The organism is Paraburkholderia sp. D15 (assembly GCF_029910215.1).
Lineage (GTDB): Bacteria > Pseudomonadota > Gammaproteobacteria > Burkholderiales > Burkholderiaceae > Paraburkholderia.
The window spans coordinates 1,436,394-1,453,845 of the sequence record NZ_CP110395.1 but is presented as its reverse complement, the minus strand read 5'-3'; the positions used below and the strand labels follow the sequence as shown (position 1 = coordinate 1,453,845).

Below are 17,452 nucleotides of genomic sequence, written 5' to 3'. Positions count from 1 at the left end.
TTTAGGGGAAGTGGCCAGAATTTTTTGAGAAAATATTTACAAAAATATTACGCACGACAAGAATTTTAAATCATCAACACCCTAAAATTCATTTTGAATAAAATAGGTCGTAAGACAACGAGACAGCTGGCGTTTCATGGAAGGTTGCCTTTTTCTTCAATGGCTTATTGACGCCCCTGAAATAGCGAGCGACTTGCAGACCAGTCGCTACGGGATAGGCTGCGTCGATTCAGTTGTTCGACCTCGTCTTGTTCGAACCATCCGTACTGTAGGGTGGCACTGCGAGCCAGTGCCGGATTTGGCGAATAGTAGACGAAGGCCAAGCTCTTCTCGGCCCGGCGGCATGCATATTCGTAGAAAGCCGCCTCGTCGACGTCTTGGAAGCGTCCCTACCGGCTTACATAGTACAAAAGCACGGTGGCAAATTTGCGCGGTGGATTCTCTTCGTCAAGCAGCAACTGACCAAGAGCCGGGCGTTCACGCAGGGTCAGGCCGCTGATGCCGGCATCCTCATAGTCGCGCACGATACGAAAGTTGTGGGCCGCCGCGTACTCAGCGATGGCTTGCCGCTGGAAAACCGGCGAGTACTCCTAGTGCTCCGTCGACATGCGGATGTACCGCGCCGCGCGCAGACGGACCGCAGTGTTCATAAAGGCCGCCCGCGTCGAAGGCATCAGGTTTGTCCGATAGGCAATACAACTTCGCCATAGGGTCTTTCGCGGCAAGGCCGAGGCCCGCGTTTCCGTCCCTCTCGACCTGTATCGCTATCGCGCGCGGTACCGCCTGGAAGTCAGCCTTCCACACGAAAATGTCAAGCGGAACCCGCCTTCGCAGGCGCGCTACATCTGTTCGCAGGCTGGCGAATCCGGGATGCCCGCACACTTATGGCCGCACCGAGAACCGTCGCGAGGCCGAGAGCCCCTTTCGGCGGCCTTTTTCTCGTTTATTGCGCTGATATCGAAAACACGACCCTAGCCGCCTTTCACAGCGCTGCATGCCACAACTCGGATGTGACCGTTGCTTCTTAGTGGCCTAGTGCGAGAGCCAAATTCCACTGACAAAAGGCGAGGATAAGTATGGATCTGACGCTGCCTAGCCTCACCCTACCTATTGTCCGGGATGACTGTTCAATGTGTTTTCCGCGTATGGATTCGGGTGGGGATATTGTGCTTTCGCCTTGCCCGCCCAAATCGTACGCAAAGAACTCGGCGCAGCGAATGATACGCACAGCCAGCTATTACTAGCGTTCGAGCTAGGCAGGCGTCGTGTAGTACACGCTGTGCAGGAAATTCAGGCTCCGGAGAATGGCGACCGGGTTACGCTTCTCCTCGAGCGAGGTTGAAGAGGCAGCACATGATCGTTCCATACCCGCTGCTCGTGGCAAGGCAAGCAGGTAGCGTAGCGGGTCATTGAGTCGAAAACCACCGGACACATCACCACAACGTGACGGTGAAACATACTTATCTGAACCACCCACTCAACGGTCATTCAGCTCCATTGAATCCAACCAATACCCCGCCGACATTAATGTGACCCGCAGAATATGATTTTCGAAATTGCTGTACAGCACGTGCAGACTTACGTCGTCGAAATGCCAGAGTGCGAAGCCTGTGAGCCGGCCGTCCCGATGCAAATCGGGGCGACGACCTAGTTTCGCCAAAAGCTCATCTGGGCTGTCATCGAAAAACAAACCGTTCGGCAGTTCACCTTGCCATTCGCGTGCCTCGCGGTCGCGCGCACGAAAGAATTTGACAGCGCCTAAGCCAAGTTTCCCCGCACCTTTCGCAGGCAACCGCAATTGACGCACGTCTTCAAAATACAGTTCAAGCCCGCATTCACGGACGAAATCCGCTTCGCGCTCGTCTTCGTTTTCCTGCATGCGCACCGCAATGTTCAGCGGTGAGAGCGCCTCGGCTAGAACGGGGGACGACGGAGATTCGCCAAACAGAGCGCGCCAACGGCCAGCTCCAAGAAACAGCGCGGTTCGTCCACTCTCCGGCCATGGCCGAATCGGCAGTGTGACGACCACGCTGTCGATCGCATTATTCGGCGGCGCATATCGAACGTGCAATTCATGGGAATCGGTATGCCAACAATCTGTTTGCGCCGCGCCACGCAATGAAAAGCGGTCCATCTTCCCACGCACCACGTCGCGGGAATCGTCAAAGCCGAGTCCGAACGGAAGCGAACCTGCATAGCCACGAATATCGCTTCGACCGTTAAAGCCTTCCGAATAGAAATACACCTGATGACACAGCAGTGGACCACGCTTCCAGTCATAGCGCGGCTGAGCATCAAAATATGGCTGACTGACAAAACCCAGCTCAACGCCGTGCTTCTTCAACAATAACCAGTCATACCACATGTACTCGTCTAAAACGTCCAGTTCGGGACGCTGGAAGGTACCGAGTTCGTCAAACAAATTGTTCGCCTCCATCGACTCAGCCGACAATCCCAGGAAGCGCTCAAGATCCGGTATCGACATGACCATTCACCGGAGCCGATCAGGATGCGGGTGTAAGGCCGATCTGAATCAGCCGAACGTGTTGACGTGCGTCGTCGTAATCAAGAAAAATTCTCACGCCCTTCTCAATATCCCAAGCTTCCGTGTTGAATTCTTCGTCAAACAACACCGACGGGCCCAAGCGACTCGCGATCGCCGCACGATCCATGTGGAACGAAATCCCATTTAATAACGCCCCTGGGTACGCGGCGAAATCGTCGTCACCAGGTCCATAGAGAAAAATCGCGGTCAGGATCGGTGCATCTCCTTCAATCGTTAGTCCATGCTCCTCCGCGACATAGTCCGCTTCTTTGAACAGTGCGCTCAGTCCCACGGATTCCTTGTTGAGATAAACACTCGAATCGGAACGGGGAATCTTTGGGCGTAACGGAAGTTGCGCAAGCGACAAAAAAGCCTGCACGGCAGGATGGTTTGCCTGCTTGCCGACGATTTCTACCAGTTTATCCATTTCCAACATATCTACTCCTACTTGCAGGTGAGCATGCGGTGCGTTTTTAGCAACCGAAAGTTGGCACTGCAGTGCCACACATTCCCGGCGTCAAATTTGCCATCGATCAGGCGCTCGCGCAACGCGAACAGCTTACTTCACCCGCTTGACGATTTCCTTGAGCGCTTTGTCGAAGGCGGCGTTATCCATTCGCATAATTTTGGCGGCCGCTTTCTGATATTTCTTCCTACACCCTCCATCTGCATCGTACTCGTCAATCTGGCCCAACATGGCTTCTACATCTCGCCTCGCGGAGCCGGCCAGATCCTTTGCATCGCCAGCCGCTTCTTTCAGCGTCTGACCGTAGGTCGGACTGACATCGATGTGCGCCTGACGAGGGATGGCAATCGCCTCGCCCCAGTCGTCGATGGCCTTGGCCTGCTTCGGCGATAGCTCTTTACCCGGCGGTAGCAGACTCTTCGCGCGTTCTTTTAGCGCTGCCTTCGACGGAATGTGATCGCGGTCGAATTTGTTGTCGCCTGTCTTCTGCTTGAGCTTACCGTAGCGACCGTACTCGCCGCACTTCATCTTCTTCTTTTGCTTGACCTTCTTTCCGTCACCGGTCTTCTCCTCGCCCGCTTCCTTTTCTGCGTCCTTTCCTGCCTTCTTTTCCGCCTGCTCCGCCGCTTTCTCCTCGGCTTCCTTCGCTGCTTTTTCTTCAGCTTCTTTTGCGGCTTGTGCCGCCAGCTTCTCTGTTTCCTTGGCAGCAAGCTTCTCGCTTTCCTTGACGGCTAGCTCCGCGCCCTTCACCGCATATTTTCCAGCCAACGCCGCATCGCCTACAACCGGAATAGCGGCCACGGCGGAGATCCCCGCATTGACGAAATCGCCTTCAGCAGCATAGATACCCGCGTTGAGCAGATCAGGAACCGCACCCAGCCCGGGAATCAATCCGGCCGCATCAAGCCCGCCGTGCACCCATCCACCCACAGCCCCCCAAAACCCAACTTCGGTAGCCGTCTCGGGTTTGGGCGGCGGGTTAGCGGTCACCGTAATGGTCGGCAACGTCACCGACGTCTCGCCCACCACCTTGCCGACGGTGTTGCCAGTCTTCGGCGCAGACAGGTCAGGCAACTTCAGATCGGGATGCTGCGCCCGGTATTGCGCGTACTTACCGTAATCGTAGGTTTCCTGACTCAGCAGGTCTCCCTTCCCATCCTGCCCCTGCCACTCCTGCATAACCACGCCGTCCGGTTCCGGCCAGAAGCCCAGCGTGTTGCCATTCGGCAACTTCCGGAACCCCTTGCTGATCGTGATATTGAGTGTCGGTATCGTGTCTGGCATTTCTTCTTATGGCCCATTCATCCAGAACAGGTCGTCGTGACGAATCACGAGTTTTCCCTCGGCACGTACCGTCGAGCTGTGCGTTTTCGGATAGCAGTTGCCCGCGTCCGTGTTGCTCTTCACGCCCATTGCCTTGCCGGCTTCGTCGCCCTTGGTGCTCGGCACCTTGCTCATATCGAACACCACCACTGGGTATCCATTGGCGCGCACGCTTTTCGCGACCTGGACCGCATCGCCGAGCTCCGCGACGACGGGATACGGCACAGGTGGTGTAGCGCCGCCCATCGGGGTCTTGCAGACATCAGGAACAATGCTGACGACACGCCATCCGCTCTCCTGGCGGGCCACATAGTTTTCGGCCATAACTAGACGGTCTCCTGCTGGGTCAGGTTCGCATTCGCCGGCGCTGGCGCGGCGACGAGCGGCGCCGCCGGGTCGGTCTCATAGCGCAACTCGGCGACGCGCACCGGCGCATCGGCGGGGACGCGAATCCGGTAGGTACAGACCAGCATCATTTGCGTGGTATCGACGATCAACGTATCGAGCAGCATCCGGAACGGCAGCATGTAGCCATTCTTGAAGCGCAGTAAGACGAACGGCCGGTGGCCAGGCAACGCCACCGAAAGACGACCATCCGGCGTGAGATCGGGGGAGGTGAGATTCCACAATTCGATGCGAGCGTTCGGTGACGGATACGGAATCTGCTGATCCGCCGGAGCACAATTCCAGTAGCCGAAGTCGAAATCTTTCGGGAGATAAGGCCACCGATGCTTCAGCCACGCGTCGTCGTAGGTTCCCGCGAGGGCGAGGCGGGGCGCCCAGGCGCGCCCCACGGCTCCGAATCCCGCCGGTATTGCACCGTAGGTCCGGGCGATTTCGGCCATTTGCGCCGCGGTCGAATCGCCTTCGGGGTGTTTGCAAAACAGCAAATGCCGCGTTGGTGCGTTGATCGCTTCAATCCGCGGCGCCGGTATCGCGCGTGGCAAGGCCTGCCCGTTCTTTCCGGCTGTTTGAAAATACCGGTGGTCGAGCCAGCCACAGCCCAGCGGATTACTGAAACACACTTCGTTGAGCAGGAACTCCGGCAACTTCGGATCTCGCGAATGCTCGAGGTTACGAACGACGCTGCGCCCACCAAAGGCATGCTCCCACGTCATGGATACACTCGACGTGGCTTCCGGCTCCATCAATCGCCATCCACGCCACAGGGTGAACGCGTCGCGCTGAAAGCGGCGCGGTCCGGTCACGCGTAGCGTCTTGTCCAGCAAAGCGCGAAACCGCGGCGCTTCGTCACGTCGACGCTGTTCGTCGATTCGTGCACGTTCAAGCTCATCGCGTTGCCGCGCATTCAAAGCCATGCCTGGCGACAACGGGTGGGGAACATCGACGGATGTTGCGGGCTCGGGCAACGGTTCGCTCACGCGTATCCGGACATCCCAGCGTGGCACGGGATGTCCGCCAGGTGCATAAGCCGCGCCGCGCAGCACGACATCGCAGCGTGGCTTGTACGGAGCGAGGTCGCTCTCCTCACGCACACAGGATTCGCCCACTTCGCCTTCGTATTCGTCCGCCATGCAGAGGGGAACGGGTTCTTCGTCGAGCGCTTCGGCCACGAAACCAGCACCGTCCCGCGCAGCCAGTCTGTAACCCACCTTCATCGCGATGACGCGATGTTCGCGGTCGTCGACATCCAGCGCACTGAAGCACAGCGCATCAAAGGGTGTGAGATTACGGAATTCCATGCGATGGGTCGGTCAGTTGATGTCGACGTCCTTACCGCTGATCTGCACGGGCCCGCTCGCGGAAAAATCGAAGGTACTGCCGTTGATCGTGACTGTTCCATCCGAGGTCATGACGAGCACCGATTTACCCACCCGAACCTCGAAGCGGTCGCCGGCCTCGATGACATACGTCTTGCCGACCATAGTCTGCTTGCTGAGCCCGACTTCTTCTCCTTGAGCGAGACCGACACTCGTATTCATGCCGCCGGCCACAGTCACCTGGTAAGCCGCGCCGATGGTCAGGGCCTTGGCGAGTCCGATGGTTTCCGCCTTGGCCAACGCCACGGTCTCGGCCTTCGCGCCGCCGATCGTCACGGTTTCATTGGCACCGACCGTTTCGGTCCGGTTCTCGCCAATTGAAATGGTCTCGTTCAGATCGACTCGCTCGGTACGATTCTGGTGCACGGTAATGGTTTCGTTACCGTCCACCGTTTCAGTACGGTTCCGTAAGACCTGGGTGGTTTCATCCCGATCGATCGTTTTGCTCCGATCACGCCCAACCGTATGGGACTCGTCGTTTTCAACCTCGATGCGCTGATCCTTCTCCGCATGAATCCAGACCTCTTCCTGCCCAAGCTTGTCCTCGAAGCGGATCGCATTCGCGTTCGCGGCCGTCGCCCCTTTGCTAGAACGCGTCAGAAAGCCGCTCTGCGTCGCGTTGGCCGGCAGTGTCCACGGAGGCATGTTCTGCGCGTTGTAAACCCTTGATGTGATGAGGGGACGATCAGGGTTGCCGTCGAGGAATGAAACCACCACCTCGTCACCGATGCGGGGAATCTGAACTGCGCCGAAACCACCACCCGCCCACGGTTGCCCTACGCGCACCCAGCACGAACTGCTCGCGTTCTTCTGGCCCAACCGATCCCAATGGAACTGCACTTTCACCCGCCCGAGGCTGTCGGTGAAGATCTCTTCGCCTTTGGGGCCTACCACGATGGCTGTCTGCGGTCCCGCAATGACAGGACGGGGAATCGACGACGTCATCCGGTAGGGTATCTTCTTGCGGATGCACTGGAAGCTTGCCGAGTAAGACGCGGAACCTTCGTTCGACTGGTAGTTGTTCACCCCATGATGCCGGACGGCCGTGATCAGGAACTGCTGGTCTTCCTTGCTGCCACTGCCCGGGTCGTAGTGATCGGTTAGCTCGAAATACCGGTTCGGGGCCATCGTGCGGCTATTGGTCGAACCCGAGAACGCTTTGCCGCTAGCCGCCAGCGCTTCCAGGCGAAAGCGCGCGAGTTCCTCACCGCGATCCGTCGAATCGAAGCCGTGCAATCCCAGGTAGTCATACACCTCGTAATGGTCGACGTCGCCCTGTTCGATCGGCGTATCACCCGAGACGTAGCGCCGCGCATTCGGCACCTTGTAGTCGAATGTCTTGACGCTAACGGTATCCGAGGAAAGCTGGCGTTGTGAGACCCACTGTGTGATTACCGCTTCATCTTCAAACGTCTCGCCGGCCGCATAGCGCAGTGCGACCTGCCCGTCGATCGGCTTCGCATTGGTAGACGTATCCGTCACGATCAGCTTATGGCCATCCTTTGTATGCTCGAAATAGAAGTACAGCCCTTCCTGGTCCATCAGGCGCAGGACAAAGTTGAGATCTGTTTCGCGGTACTGCGTGCAATAGCTATAAGGCTTGATCGCGCGAGGGACCCGGAACTCGTACGACGCGAGCTTCGCGTACTGGGAAAAAACCTTGCCGAGAATGTCCTGGACATTCTGATCCTGATAGATGCGCGAATCGACGCGTCGCGATAGCATCCAGAGCCACGGGCGCACCGATGCGGTATAGCTCGCGAGTCCGCCGTCAGTACCGACATGCGCAAAATGCGTCACGTAGCCGTGAAAATACCGGGCCTCACTGCTGCTCAACGCGTTCGTCAATTGCAGCGACACCGTCACGGGTTGGCCGATCATCTGCTTCAGCTCGATGTTGGCATTGCGCGACGCCAGCCCAAGCTGTATGTCGAACAGCGTCGACAGCCCTTCGCTGCACTGGAAGTCCCCGAGAACAAGTTCCGACGTCCCCGAGAGCGGTGTTTTGACAGTCAGCAAACGACTGTTTTGCAGATTCATGAAACCCGCGATATCTGACAGCTGCACATGGCCCCCTCAGAATGCCTTCGTCCTTGTTAATGGCATTCAAGCGGCGAAATGATAATCCACGAATCGCGCGCGCGGGGTATCAGGATAAAATATTTGACATCTCCCATTCAAAATGCATCTTCACATGCTACCGAAACAGACATCGAAATAATTTCCGGCTTTCAGAAATATTCGGCATTTTTACCCTGACCGCCCGGTGTCATCGAAATTTAACGCCCGAGTTAGGCTAACAGCTAGCCTCCCCGGCGACTCCGGATTATATTGACGTCCGCGGCTAACGGACCGGCTCGCCAAACGCAGTTATTTTCAAAGCCATCTATTCAGCATTATTAATTCGACGCCATGCCGAAGTCAGTCGCATTGTGGGAACCATATTGTCATCGACCTGACGCCGAATTTCATTTGTCGAAATTTGCTGACCGCGTGCTTGGCGCCAAAGCCGGTGTGATTTTCTTTGATGGCCTGTGTGCCGTCCGGTTGAGACCTTCCGTCCCGGATCGTGACGGCGATGCGGTGACCCTCGTCGTCACGTCGTCGCGTCTTCCCCTCGGTGTCCCCGATCCGCTCAGCAGCGCCGATCCGCAAACCATCCATCAGTTGTCACAGGCGTGGACGAAACGGCTTACATCGGCAGCGAGCGGCAGTACAAATGGCCCCTCGGGCTTCGGACAGGGCCTGGCGAAAGCACGCACCTTCATCGAAAACCACAAGACTGGTTTCGATGCCGCAGCGGTCGCAGGCGACACGTTCGGTGTCCTTGCAGGTGTCGTCTCGTTAGGCGCCCTGTTTGCGACCGGTGTCGCGCTTGCGCCGGTTCTCGGCGTGGTCGCCGGGGCGGCAGCGCTCCTGCTGCTGGCAGAAGACAGCAGGATGCTCACCTACGAACTACGGGGTGACGAGGTACGAAAAAAGCAGCTCGAAAACTCCTGGCACTACAAGATGGTAGAGACGGTCGGCCCGATTCTGGTCTTACCGGATCTCGCGGTTAGTGGCGCGCGCACGCTCGCGTCAATGCCCAAAGCTGCCCGCGAAGTCGGTGAAGCAGCCGAAGAAGTCACCCAGGCAGGCCGGCGGCTGGCAGATCAACGCCAGGCCATCGATCGCTTCACTCACGCAAACCTCGACAATCCCGATCAGTTGAAGATGCGCCAGCAGGCCAACCAGATGCGGCAACAAGCCAGCAGCCTCGCCAACAGCGTACGCACAGCGCAGCAAAAGCTCCTCGCCGCCCGTCACGAGCTGATACTGCTACGAACCATCGAAGCACCCGCTTACATGGCCACGATCTATGGTACCGGCGTGTACGGCGTCGATCCGCCCGATATGCTCACGCACAGTCTCGAGTGGATAACCGAGCCTTCACGGCGCGATTCCGATCACCCAGCCCATCTGCTCATGCCGCAACGTCTGAACAACGCGGACCGGACCGGCCAGCCCGCGCCCGTTCTGCAATTTCAGGTTGGCGTCAGCCACCATCCGGAGTACGTTCAATGACGCCCCCCGATCAACGCGCTGCGACAGACACCGGCCAGGCCATTCCGACCGAGCGACCGGGTAATCGGCCGCCGGGCGCGCCGAAGCAGGCAGCCGTCGCCGGAGGGGCCTTTTTCCTCGGGGCCGGGTTGACGTTCGTCGAGCTCGTCGATAGCGCCGCCGCGTTGAAGGGCATGACCGACGACGACATTTTCCTGCCGGCCTGGATCGTTCTCGCGATTCTCATGCTTACCGTCGGCATCGGCGTCGGAAGCGGCAAGCGTTGGGCGGTCCGCTTCTTTCGCTGGCTATCGTTTGGCGCCATGGCACTTTATCTGCCGTTGCTGGCGTTAGCCTTCTATCTGAAGTCAGGGCCGACACCTGTCGATGCGGATCTCGCCTGGGTGATGTTTGCTTTCGCCGTCGTCAAACTGCCGTGTCTTGTCGTGATCTATCGCGCGTTCCGCCAATTGCGCTGGCTTGACCCCGATTCGCTACCCCATGAATGGGAGCCGCCGTTCCGGCAGCGCTGAACTGATCGCCGATGGATGAACTGCTGCCCCATTACGAGCGCGAGCTGGCGCTCCTACGCCGCTCGATGCACGATTTCGCCGGGCGTTATCCGAAAATCGCTGCGCGACTGGGACTAACGGACGGCGAGATAGCCGATCCGCATGTCGGCCGGCTGCTGCAGTCCTTTGCGCTGCTCGGCGCCCGGATAAGCGCCAGGCTGGATGACGACTACCCGCAGTTCAGTGAAGCGCTGATCGACACGCTCTTTCCCGAACAGCTGCGTCCTGTCCCATCCTGCTCGATTGCACAGTTCCATATCGGTACCACAGCGAGCCAGTTGACTGCGCCGCTGATCGTGCCGCGCGGCACCGAACTGGAGGATCGCAATGGCACCTGCCGGTTCCGGACCGGGTACGACGTCACGCTTGCGCCCATCACGATCAAGGCGGTCCGCGTCACGCCTGCGTCCGCCGCATCACCGGCGCGACAACTTCCTTCGAACACCTCAGTCCTGCTCTCGATCACATTCGCGTCACTGACAGACGAGACGGCCTTTCGTGATGCCATGCCGGACTGGCTGCGTCTACACCTTCATGGCGCACCGGCATTCGTTGCCGCGTTGACTGACGCGCTCCTGCTACACGTGCCCAAGGCTTTTATCGAGAGTGACACGAACGATCGATGGAAAGCCTTGACGAAGGTACCGCTCGCCGCCGCCGGCTACGAGGAGCAGGACGCCCTGATGCCTGACAGCGGGCAGGCACATGCCCCATGGCGACTGTTACGCGAATACTTCGCTTTCCCGGACAAATTTGCTTTCGTGGATCTGGATATGGCGATGCTGGCGCGTGTCGCAGGACCGTGTCGGCAAATAACCTTGCACCTTCCGGTGATCGACGTTGCCGAAGCCACACGCCTGCGCTCGCAGCTCGATGCCGTTACAGTCGATCACTTTCAGCTCGGCTGCACCCCTATCGTGAATGCGTTCGGTCGCGATGCCACGCCCGTTACCCTCACGTCAGAAGCAGCAACTTACACGGTCGCGCCGCAAATGCTGGGCATGCGGGATATCACCGTGCGTTCGATCGATGCCGTCCGGTGGACAAAAGACCTTTCGCCGGACGCCATGGGGGAAACAACTCTATCTCCGTATCACGGTTTTGTTCACCAATATGCAAGCAATACCACGTCGCTTTACTGGCTGGCATGTGACCAGGCAGAAATGCGTGAAGTCCGGCACCGCACACGGATAATGCTTGTCGATCTCGACGGACAGCCGGCTCCGCATGCCGCAGGCCAGCTTCTGGTCCGCCTGACCTGTACCAATGGCAATTTTCCGCAGACCCTACCGGTGGGCCACCCGGATGGAGATCTGTACAACGAGGCAGAAAATCTTCCGGGCCCGGTCTCGCTATTGCGTGCGCCCACAAGCGTCCATGCCAGTCAAAAAGAGCACGGCGCACTATGGCAATTAATTGCCGGCCTTTCGCCACACGTGCTTATGTTGCGATCGGTGAGTGTCGGGGCGTTCAAGGAACTGCTCCGTTTGCTGTCTTCCGACATCAACGGCTCACGCACTCTCGTCGACGCTATCACGGACGTCTCGCATAAATCGGCCATGCAATGGCTGTCGATCCCACCGATGCCAACGTTCGTTCGCGGCCTTGAAATCACGGTGACGATCGAAACATCGGCGCTTGCCACCGTCAGTCTGTACGCATGCAATCGCCTGCTCGAACCGTTTTTTGCCCATTACGCGTCCACCAACGGCTTTGTGCAGTGTGTAATTCGGGAGGCCGGCTCGGACCATGTACTGATTCGCGGGCTCCCGCATGCGGGCACATCCCCGATCCTCTGAGGCAACAACATCCCCGTTGATGCAGAGCTCGCCCATCCATTCGTCTTTGCTGAGTCGATAACGAGAAGCATTATCGCGTCGGCTTTTTCCGTATCCCGTCCCGAGGCTGCCACTGCCGAATGACCGCAGGAAACCAGCACCCGCAATTCGATTACCGGCGATCAGAAAAGACCGAAAAAATTCGGAGGTATCCAACTGAACAGCAGCATCTGCAATAATCATTGCGCTTGGATTTACTCAACCTGTTAGCCTCTTCTTACCTTGGACGATCATGAAAGGCACGAGGCGAAAGAAGCTCACGATAAACATTTGTGGGATACCGGATACCAGTCCCTGCTCCCATCGTCACACCGCTTCGTGTCGCCTCCTGCGTCGGGTCTTCGGATTTGTGGTGATTGTAATGAAATGACAGCGCGCGCACCAATGCCCGCTCCGGATTGTGTTTGGCGTCGCCAGCCAGCGGTGCCCGCGGGCGCACTCCCACTCGAGGCGGGTGGAGCTGTTCACATAGACGTCAGCAACGCACAATCCACCTCGCTCCGCCGCAATGTTTCGCATCAGTTCAATGCCAAGTTTGAGTGATTCACTTTTGCACGTTGCGCACCAGTGTCCTCGAACAATTGCGCTCGGGAGCGCCCACCAGCGATGACCTTGCTGACACTCCCATTCCAGCCGGGTCGACGTATTGTGATAAGTCGTAGACAGGCAGCGGCCAAGGCGCTCACTGGCGATCGTGTGCATCATGTCTATTCCAAATCTCAACGCCTGATACCGGCATCGCGGACACCACGAACCTCGCACAATTCTCGCTCCCTGTGTCTCCCATTCATGGCCTTCGCTGCAACGAAACATGTAATACGCCTTGCTTCCTTCATACTCGGGAGCAAGACAGACTCCGCCGCGATCTGCCGCGCATCGATGTAACCGCGTGAGCCCATCCGGGTCCCTATACGCCTGAACCTTATGCACGTTGGCGCATATGCGGCACCACGCACCCCGCTTGACTTCGTAACCGGAAGCAGTCCATTCATGTCCGCGTCCGCACCGGAACCTGTAGCGGTCAGTCAGCTTTGTGAACTGTTTTGACAGGCATCGGCCACTGCGCGCCTTCGCAATAGCTCTCAAACCTTTCAGACCTGCGGAATCGGTCATGAATTTCGTGTGCCGTGCACGTGCACATTGGACGCACCACGAGCCTTTCAGGAGATTGACGGCCGTCTTTTCGAAGACATGCCCTTCCCGGCAGACAAATTGGTAATTTGCCGATCTTCCAGCGTAATACTCACTAGTACAGCGTCCGCCCACACGACGCGCGCGCTCCGCTAATCGGTCAAGCGCACGATCATCCCGGCAGCCAGGGCATTCCACAAGCTTGTAGAGCAATTGCGATCCCGAGCGCGACAGCTCGTGTCCGTATTCGCAACGAAACTGGTACTGGGCGGTCCAGCCGCGCCATTCTGACTCCATCAGATCAAGTCCGTAAGGCACGAGCGCTTCGCGTAGTCTTTCCAACTGGTCGATAGACAACTTTCCCCCCGTTTCCATATGCGACCCGCATGCGATCTTCCCGACATCAACAGATCTACGCGCACATGCTACAAATGTCGCTTCAGCATCGCAATGTCCCAGCGTGAGCATCATGGTTGAGCACATTGAATTCGCGAGGCGCCGGCACAGCATCGGGGAAAGCACCGCCACGATTCTATAGTCGATTCGTCGGATCTACTTCGTTGGGCACTTGCCTGTCGGACGGCACTTCATGACGCATCATTAGGGTCGCGACCGGATCAACTCGCGACTCTCCCGCCGACCTCGTGGAGTCGCCCTTTCTTGTGCCGCGGGCTGTTGACGATTGGCAGCAAGCCCATCGAGGCAACACGACAACATATCGAGCTATACGGGGTTCTACAACATGAAATTCGTTCACGGTAACGACATTCAGCGCGGGCTGCGCAAGATTTCACCGAGCCAGATTGCAGTTGCATACGTCGGCATCGATTGGAAAGCCTATATTCTTCCCGAGAAGCTCCAAGACATCGTACTGTCGCCAACCATCGGCACCAACCCCGTTGCGATCGTCGAGATCGCGGAGGCAATCGGCTGGGAACATGTCCACTTCCTCGACAACCTGCATGCCAAGATCTACCTCGGAGAGCACGGCGCAGCGGTCGGCAGCTTCAACCTGACAGCTAACGGCCTGAGCGCCGCATGCCTCCAGGAAGCCGGGTTCCTCGTCGAGGATAACCTCAAAAAAGAATCACGTTAACCGCTAGCCAATTGCGCTATCCGCAGTACCACCGACCGAACCGCGTCTTTCGTTTCGGTCCACCGAACACGCATTTCGGCGGAGTGAGGAACCGTTTCGGTGGGCTGCACACGGATCTCTGGAAGATGAACACGCGTTTCGGACCGCCCCTCGCGCGGCCCGTGCCCGGTCCACCGCTTGAACGCGCGCCGGAAGTTGTGTGCGTCGCTGACCCGACTTCGCGCGCGACGTCCTCGATCGACAGCCTCGGGTTGCTCAGCAGCGTAAATGCGCGCTTGCGGTGGATCGTGTCGATCACCGTCTGGTACGACACGCCCTGATCGGCGAGTCGCCGCCGCAGCGTGCGCTCGCTCATGCACAATTGCGCGGCGATTGCCGCGAGCGACGGAGCATGCCGCAGGTCGCGCCGCATAGTTCGTTCGATCGATTCGAGAAATTCAGTGCCTTCAGGTTCGGGCGGCAGCACGTGCTGCAGGACCTCGAGCACCTGGCGATGGGCGAGCGGATCGTCGACTGCGATCGGGCGGTTGCCGAACGCGGCGTCAAATGAAAACAGGTTCTGCTCCTGTTCGAACCGCACCGGGCACGAGAACACGCGGGAGTATTGCTCCGCATAGGCCGGCGACGGATAGCACCACGACGTGGCCGCGTTCCTCGGCGTAGGCGATCAGGCGTTGAGTTCGTTATCCAGTTGTCGCGGTTGCCCCCTTCAGAAGCTGCTGTTGGCCAGATGAGAGGTTGCGAACAGCAAAAAAGGGATGGATTGTGCCGCTTGCACTGAGCCCGCGCGAGGCTATAGACCCAGCCGGGCGGCGGTAGGCGCCACAGGAGCGGGCATTGACTTAACGTCATCGAACGTCCGCTCCAGGCTTGCATGCAGCGCTCGTCTTTTGTCAGCTAACGACGAGCGCGCGTGCATGCCAAAAAGAGCACATGCATCATCTCAGATGGTTGTGCCCACCTGAGATGGCACCTTCCACTTGCCTAGGCATGAATGCCGCCGCTGACTAGCAAAAATCCATAGTCGGCCTCTACCGCGCAGCACCGTCTCAATCGGCAAGCAAGCCCGACAAGTAAGCGTTCGTGGCCGCTGGGTAGCGCTTTAGCTTTAGGTCCTGAAAACTGAGGCCGACCATCGCTCCGAGCGCATCCGGGTCCAGTATGTACATCGTGCCTAAGATGCTTAGAACCTTGTCTTCGAGAAGCTTCTCGCGAAGCGCCACACCAAGGTCGCCCTTTGTCATCCGAAAGTGCTCAACTTTCCCGACGTAGCGCGCGAGTTGTCCTTTACTATGCGAGCGGAAGGATATACACAGCCGTCGCAGTGCTCTCTGAGCATCAGCGATTCGCGGGTCATCGTCTTCCCCTCCTTGAGACGCGAAGTTTGACCAGGGATAACCGCTGTTTCCTGGCCAGGAAACCAACAGTTCTGCTCCCTGCCTCACAATGGGAGCGCCTCTGGAGATGTCGGTCAAGGCTTCAGCTGCCTCCAGAAGCACAACTTGGTCTCGAGCCCCAGGAGACATGTCGGGTTTGACCACCATCTGATCGCAAGTCAGTATCAGACTGCTCGCACGGATGCTAATCGGAGCGATCATTTCAAGTTGGCCGCCGCCCCCGATTTCAACGTCAGCGTTCTCTGCATCGATGTTGATACCGCTCACGCGTCGACCAAACTTCAGAGGGCCGTCAACGACCACGGTGAATGCGGATTCGTCAGAGAGGTTTCCTGTTTCCGTGGACACAAGTGCCATGTCCAATTCCAATGTTTCTCCTGCGGAGTCACCCTCTACCGATAGCCGAGCGACCTCGCCGGCACTAGTCTTCGCCTGTAGCGATTCGTATAGAAGGCCTACGTGCGCCGCAGGGATGCTGCTCGAGCCCGACGCTACGTCGGCCTTGTAGAAGTCCAAGAGAAACGGATTTGGCGCGTGCGCCCCCGTCTGGGCGTAGCGTTCGGCGGATCGAATTACGGTTGTCTCCGCACTCCGCAGCGAGGCGGCGACAATGAATGCACCAAACACTGCGCTCGAGGGAGAGGGCGGATCAATGCCATCTAGGAAGGGGTGCTGTGGAAGCAGGCTCTCGACAGCCTCTTCGTACGCAGAAATCGCATGGGCCGGTAGTCCCGGTGGCAATGAAACCGGTTTTCCGACCTGAAACAGGAGTGATGCGAGACGTTCGAGCTGCTCTTCCGAGCCGTAGAGGCCATCAATTGCAAGCCCTGGAACGGCAGCCGCAACTTGGTTTGCGACTTTCTTTGACTCGCGCTCCATGATTTCACGCGTCACGCCCGTGAGCACCTTCCCGGCAAGGACTGCCTCCACCGCGTTAGCCACCTTTGCCACATTGCTTTCAGCCGCGATGACAGTCGCAACAGCGTCGAGCACCGGAGCATACCCGACGAACTGCCGCCCGTCCTTGCTTGTCGCTTCGGCAAGGTGGTTGACGAAGTCTTTTATCGCACCTCGGTATACGTCCGCATGTTGTTTCTTCGCGCTAGCCAAATGCGGATAAGCGAGGCGATTTGAGGACGCCAGATTGAGCTTTGCAAGTCGGCCGAGCGCGCTCCAGACGAAGGCCTGAGCTTGGTCGAGATCGAAGAGCTCAATGTCGAAAATTGGGGAAGAGAGCCCACATTGCTCATCGAGATACTTCCTCGCCTCCTCGACAATACCGACACGCCCAAGCAAGATAACTGGCAAGGAGCGGCCACGGGCGATCTGTGCGACATCCCGGAGGAAATCCTCAAAGGAGGCTTGGGTAACGCGTAGCCGTGCTTCGTCGAGCGCATCGATCAAAAGAGTCGTGGCGCCGGCCTGCCACGCTGCGAGAAGTCCTGCATTTACCAAGCCACCGGTCAAATAGTTGCCAGCGACTGTCGCCGCTGCCGCGAGGTCGACGTAAACTGCGCGTGTAACGGAACAGATCTCCTTTGCGAGAGTCGATTTGCCGACGGCTCCGGGCGCTGCTATCAACCAGACCGGCTCGTTGAGGGACGACTTATCGGAACGCAGCACAAGGTTTGCCTCTACATAGGAGTCAAGCTGTTCGCAGTGAGCAATCCATCCAGTCATGGACTGTGCAACTTGCTGCGGTTGGACGGCACTCAGATGCGCCTGCCAGAAATCCCCAATCGAATATCTCATTTCTCGCT

The 17,452-nt window shown here is 58.1% G+C and carries 13 protein-coding genes; 4 read left to right on the top strand and 9 right to left on the bottom strand.

All coding sequences use genetic code 11. The annotated features are described in order from the left end of the window. Positions 1-389 precede the first annotated feature (389 nt). From LFL96_RS06390 to tssI, 7 genes are all read right to left on the bottom strand, one after another. On the bottom strand, positions 390-524 hold the full coding sequence (locus tag LFL96_RS06390) for a hypothetical protein (protein WP_280999294.1): 135 nt from the start codon (positions 522-524) through the stop codon (positions 390-392). A 953-nt stretch (positions 525-1,477) separates the two neighbouring features. Further along, positions 1,478-2,485, bottom strand: coding sequence for a hypothetical protein (locus LFL96_RS06385; protein ID WP_280999292.1), 1,008 nt, complete (start codon positions 2,483-2,485; stop codon positions 1,478-1,480). A 19-nt stretch (positions 2,486-2,504) separates the two neighbouring features. Continuing rightward, positions 2,505-2,981, bottom strand: a complete 477-nt coding sequence (locus LFL96_RS06380; RefSeq protein ID WP_280999290.1) for a hypothetical protein — start codon at positions 2,979-2,981, stop codon at positions 2,505-2,507. Positions 2,982-3,104: 123 nt separating this feature from the next. Continuing rightward, positions 3,105-4,295 carry a hypothetical protein gene (locus LFL96_RS06375; protein WP_280999288.1) on the bottom strand — a complete coding sequence of 397 codons (1,191 nt, stop codon included), beginning with the start codon at positions 4,293-4,295 and terminating at the stop codon, positions 3,105-3,107. A 6-nt stretch (positions 4,296-4,301) separates the two neighbouring features. Further along, positions 4,302-4,658 (bottom strand): DUF4150 domain-containing protein, encoded by a 357-nt coding sequence (locus LFL96_RS06370; protein ID WP_280999286.1) that lies wholly within the window; start codon positions 4,656-4,658, stop codon positions 4,302-4,304. Between the two features lie 2 nt (positions 4,659-4,660). After that, positions 4,661-6,037 carry a DUF2169 domain-containing protein gene (locus LFL96_RS06365; protein WP_280999283.1) on the bottom strand — a complete coding sequence of 459 codons (1,377 nt, stop codon included), beginning with the start codon at positions 6,035-6,037 and terminating at the stop codon, positions 4,661-4,663. A gap of 12 nt (positions 6,038-6,049) precedes the next feature. After that, positions 6,050-8,182, bottom strand: coding sequence for a type VI secretion system tip protein VgrG (gene tssI / locus LFL96_RS06360; protein ID WP_280999281.1), 2,133 nt, complete (start codon positions 8,180-8,182; stop codon positions 6,050-6,052). Positions 8,183-8,527: 345 nt separating this feature from the next. Here tssI and LFL96_RS06355 point away from each other — a divergent pair, with 345 nt between their 5' ends. From LFL96_RS06355 to LFL96_RS06340, 4 genes are all read left to right on the top strand, one after another. Continuing rightward, the gene (locus LFL96_RS06355) at positions 8,528-9,679 is read left to right on the top strand and encodes a hypothetical protein (RefSeq protein WP_280999279.1); all 1,152 of its coding nucleotides are present in this window, start codon (positions 8,528-8,530) and stop codon (positions 9,677-9,679) included. Continuing rightward, entirely contained in the window at positions 9,676-10,191 is a 516-nt protein-coding gene (locus tag LFL96_RS06350; protein WP_280999277.1) for a hypothetical protein, read from the top strand. Before LFL96_RS06355 ends, LFL96_RS06350 begins: the two co-directional genes overlap by 4 nt. 11 nt (positions 10,192-10,202) lie before the next feature. After that, positions 10,203-12,029, top strand: a complete 1,827-nt coding sequence (gene tssF, locus LFL96_RS06345; RefSeq protein ID WP_280999275.1) for a type VI secretion system baseplate subunit TssF — start codon at positions 10,203-10,205, stop codon at positions 12,027-12,029. 1,912 nt (positions 12,030-13,941) lie between these two features. Continuing rightward, complete coding sequence (locus LFL96_RS06340) at positions 13,942-14,295, top strand: phospholipase D family protein (RefSeq protein ID WP_280999273.1); 354 nt, start codon at positions 13,942-13,944, stop codon at positions 14,293-14,295. 16 nt (positions 14,296-14,311) lie between these two features. On the opposite strand, the gene LFL96_RS06335 is transcribed toward LFL96_RS06340, so the two are convergent. Further along, positions 14,312-14,875 (bottom strand): AraC family transcriptional regulator, encoded by a 564-nt coding sequence (locus LFL96_RS06335; protein WP_280999271.1) that lies wholly within the window; start codon positions 14,873-14,875, stop codon positions 14,312-14,314. Between the two features lie 469 nt (positions 14,876-15,344). Beyond that, positions 15,345-17,444, bottom strand: coding sequence for a hypothetical protein (locus LFL96_RS06330; protein ID WP_280999268.1), 2,100 nt, complete (start codon positions 17,442-17,444; stop codon positions 15,345-15,347). Positions 17,445-17,452 lie beyond the last annotated feature (8 nt).

Bases quoted from the DNA above. Each gene is read 5' to 3' on its own strand.
- LFL96_RS06380 (WP_280999290.1), bottom strand. From the start codon at position 2,981: ATGTTGGAAATGGATAAACTGGTAGAAATCGTCGGCAAGCAGGCAAAC.
- LFL96_RS06370 (WP_280999286.1), bottom strand. From the start codon at position 4,658: ATGGCCGAAAACTATGTGGCCCGCCAGGAGAGCGGATGGCGTGTCGTC.
- LFL96_RS06365 (WP_280999283.1), bottom strand. From the start codon at position 6,037: ATGGAATTCCGTAATCTCACACCCTTTGATGCGCTGTGCTTCAGTGCG.
- LFL96_RS06355 (WP_280999279.1), top strand. From the start codon at position 8,528: ATGCCGAAGTCAGTCGCATTGTGGGAACCATATTGTCATCGACCTGAC.
- LFL96_RS06340 (WP_280999273.1), top strand. From the start codon at position 13,942: ATGAAATTCGTTCACGGTAACGACATTCAGCGCGGGCTGCGCAAGATT.
- LFL96_RS06385 (WP_280999292.1), bottom strand. From the start codon at position 2,485: ATGTCGATACCGGATCTTGAGCGCTTCCTGGGATTGTCGGCTGAGTCG.
- LFL96_RS06375 (WP_280999288.1), bottom strand. From the start codon at position 4,295: ATGCCAGACACGATACCGACACTCAATATCACGATCAGCAAGGGGTTC.
- LFL96_RS06330 (WP_280999268.1), bottom strand. From the start codon at position 17,444: ATGAGATATTCGATTGGGGATTTCTGGCAGGCGCATCTGAGTGCCGTC.
- LFL96_RS06350 (WP_280999277.1), top strand. From the start codon at position 9,676: ATGACGCCCCCCGATCAACGCGCTGCGACAGACACCGGCCAGGCCATT.
- tssF (WP_280999275.1), top strand. From the start codon at position 10,203: ATGGATGAACTGCTGCCCCATTACGAGCGCGAGCTGGCGCTCCTACGC.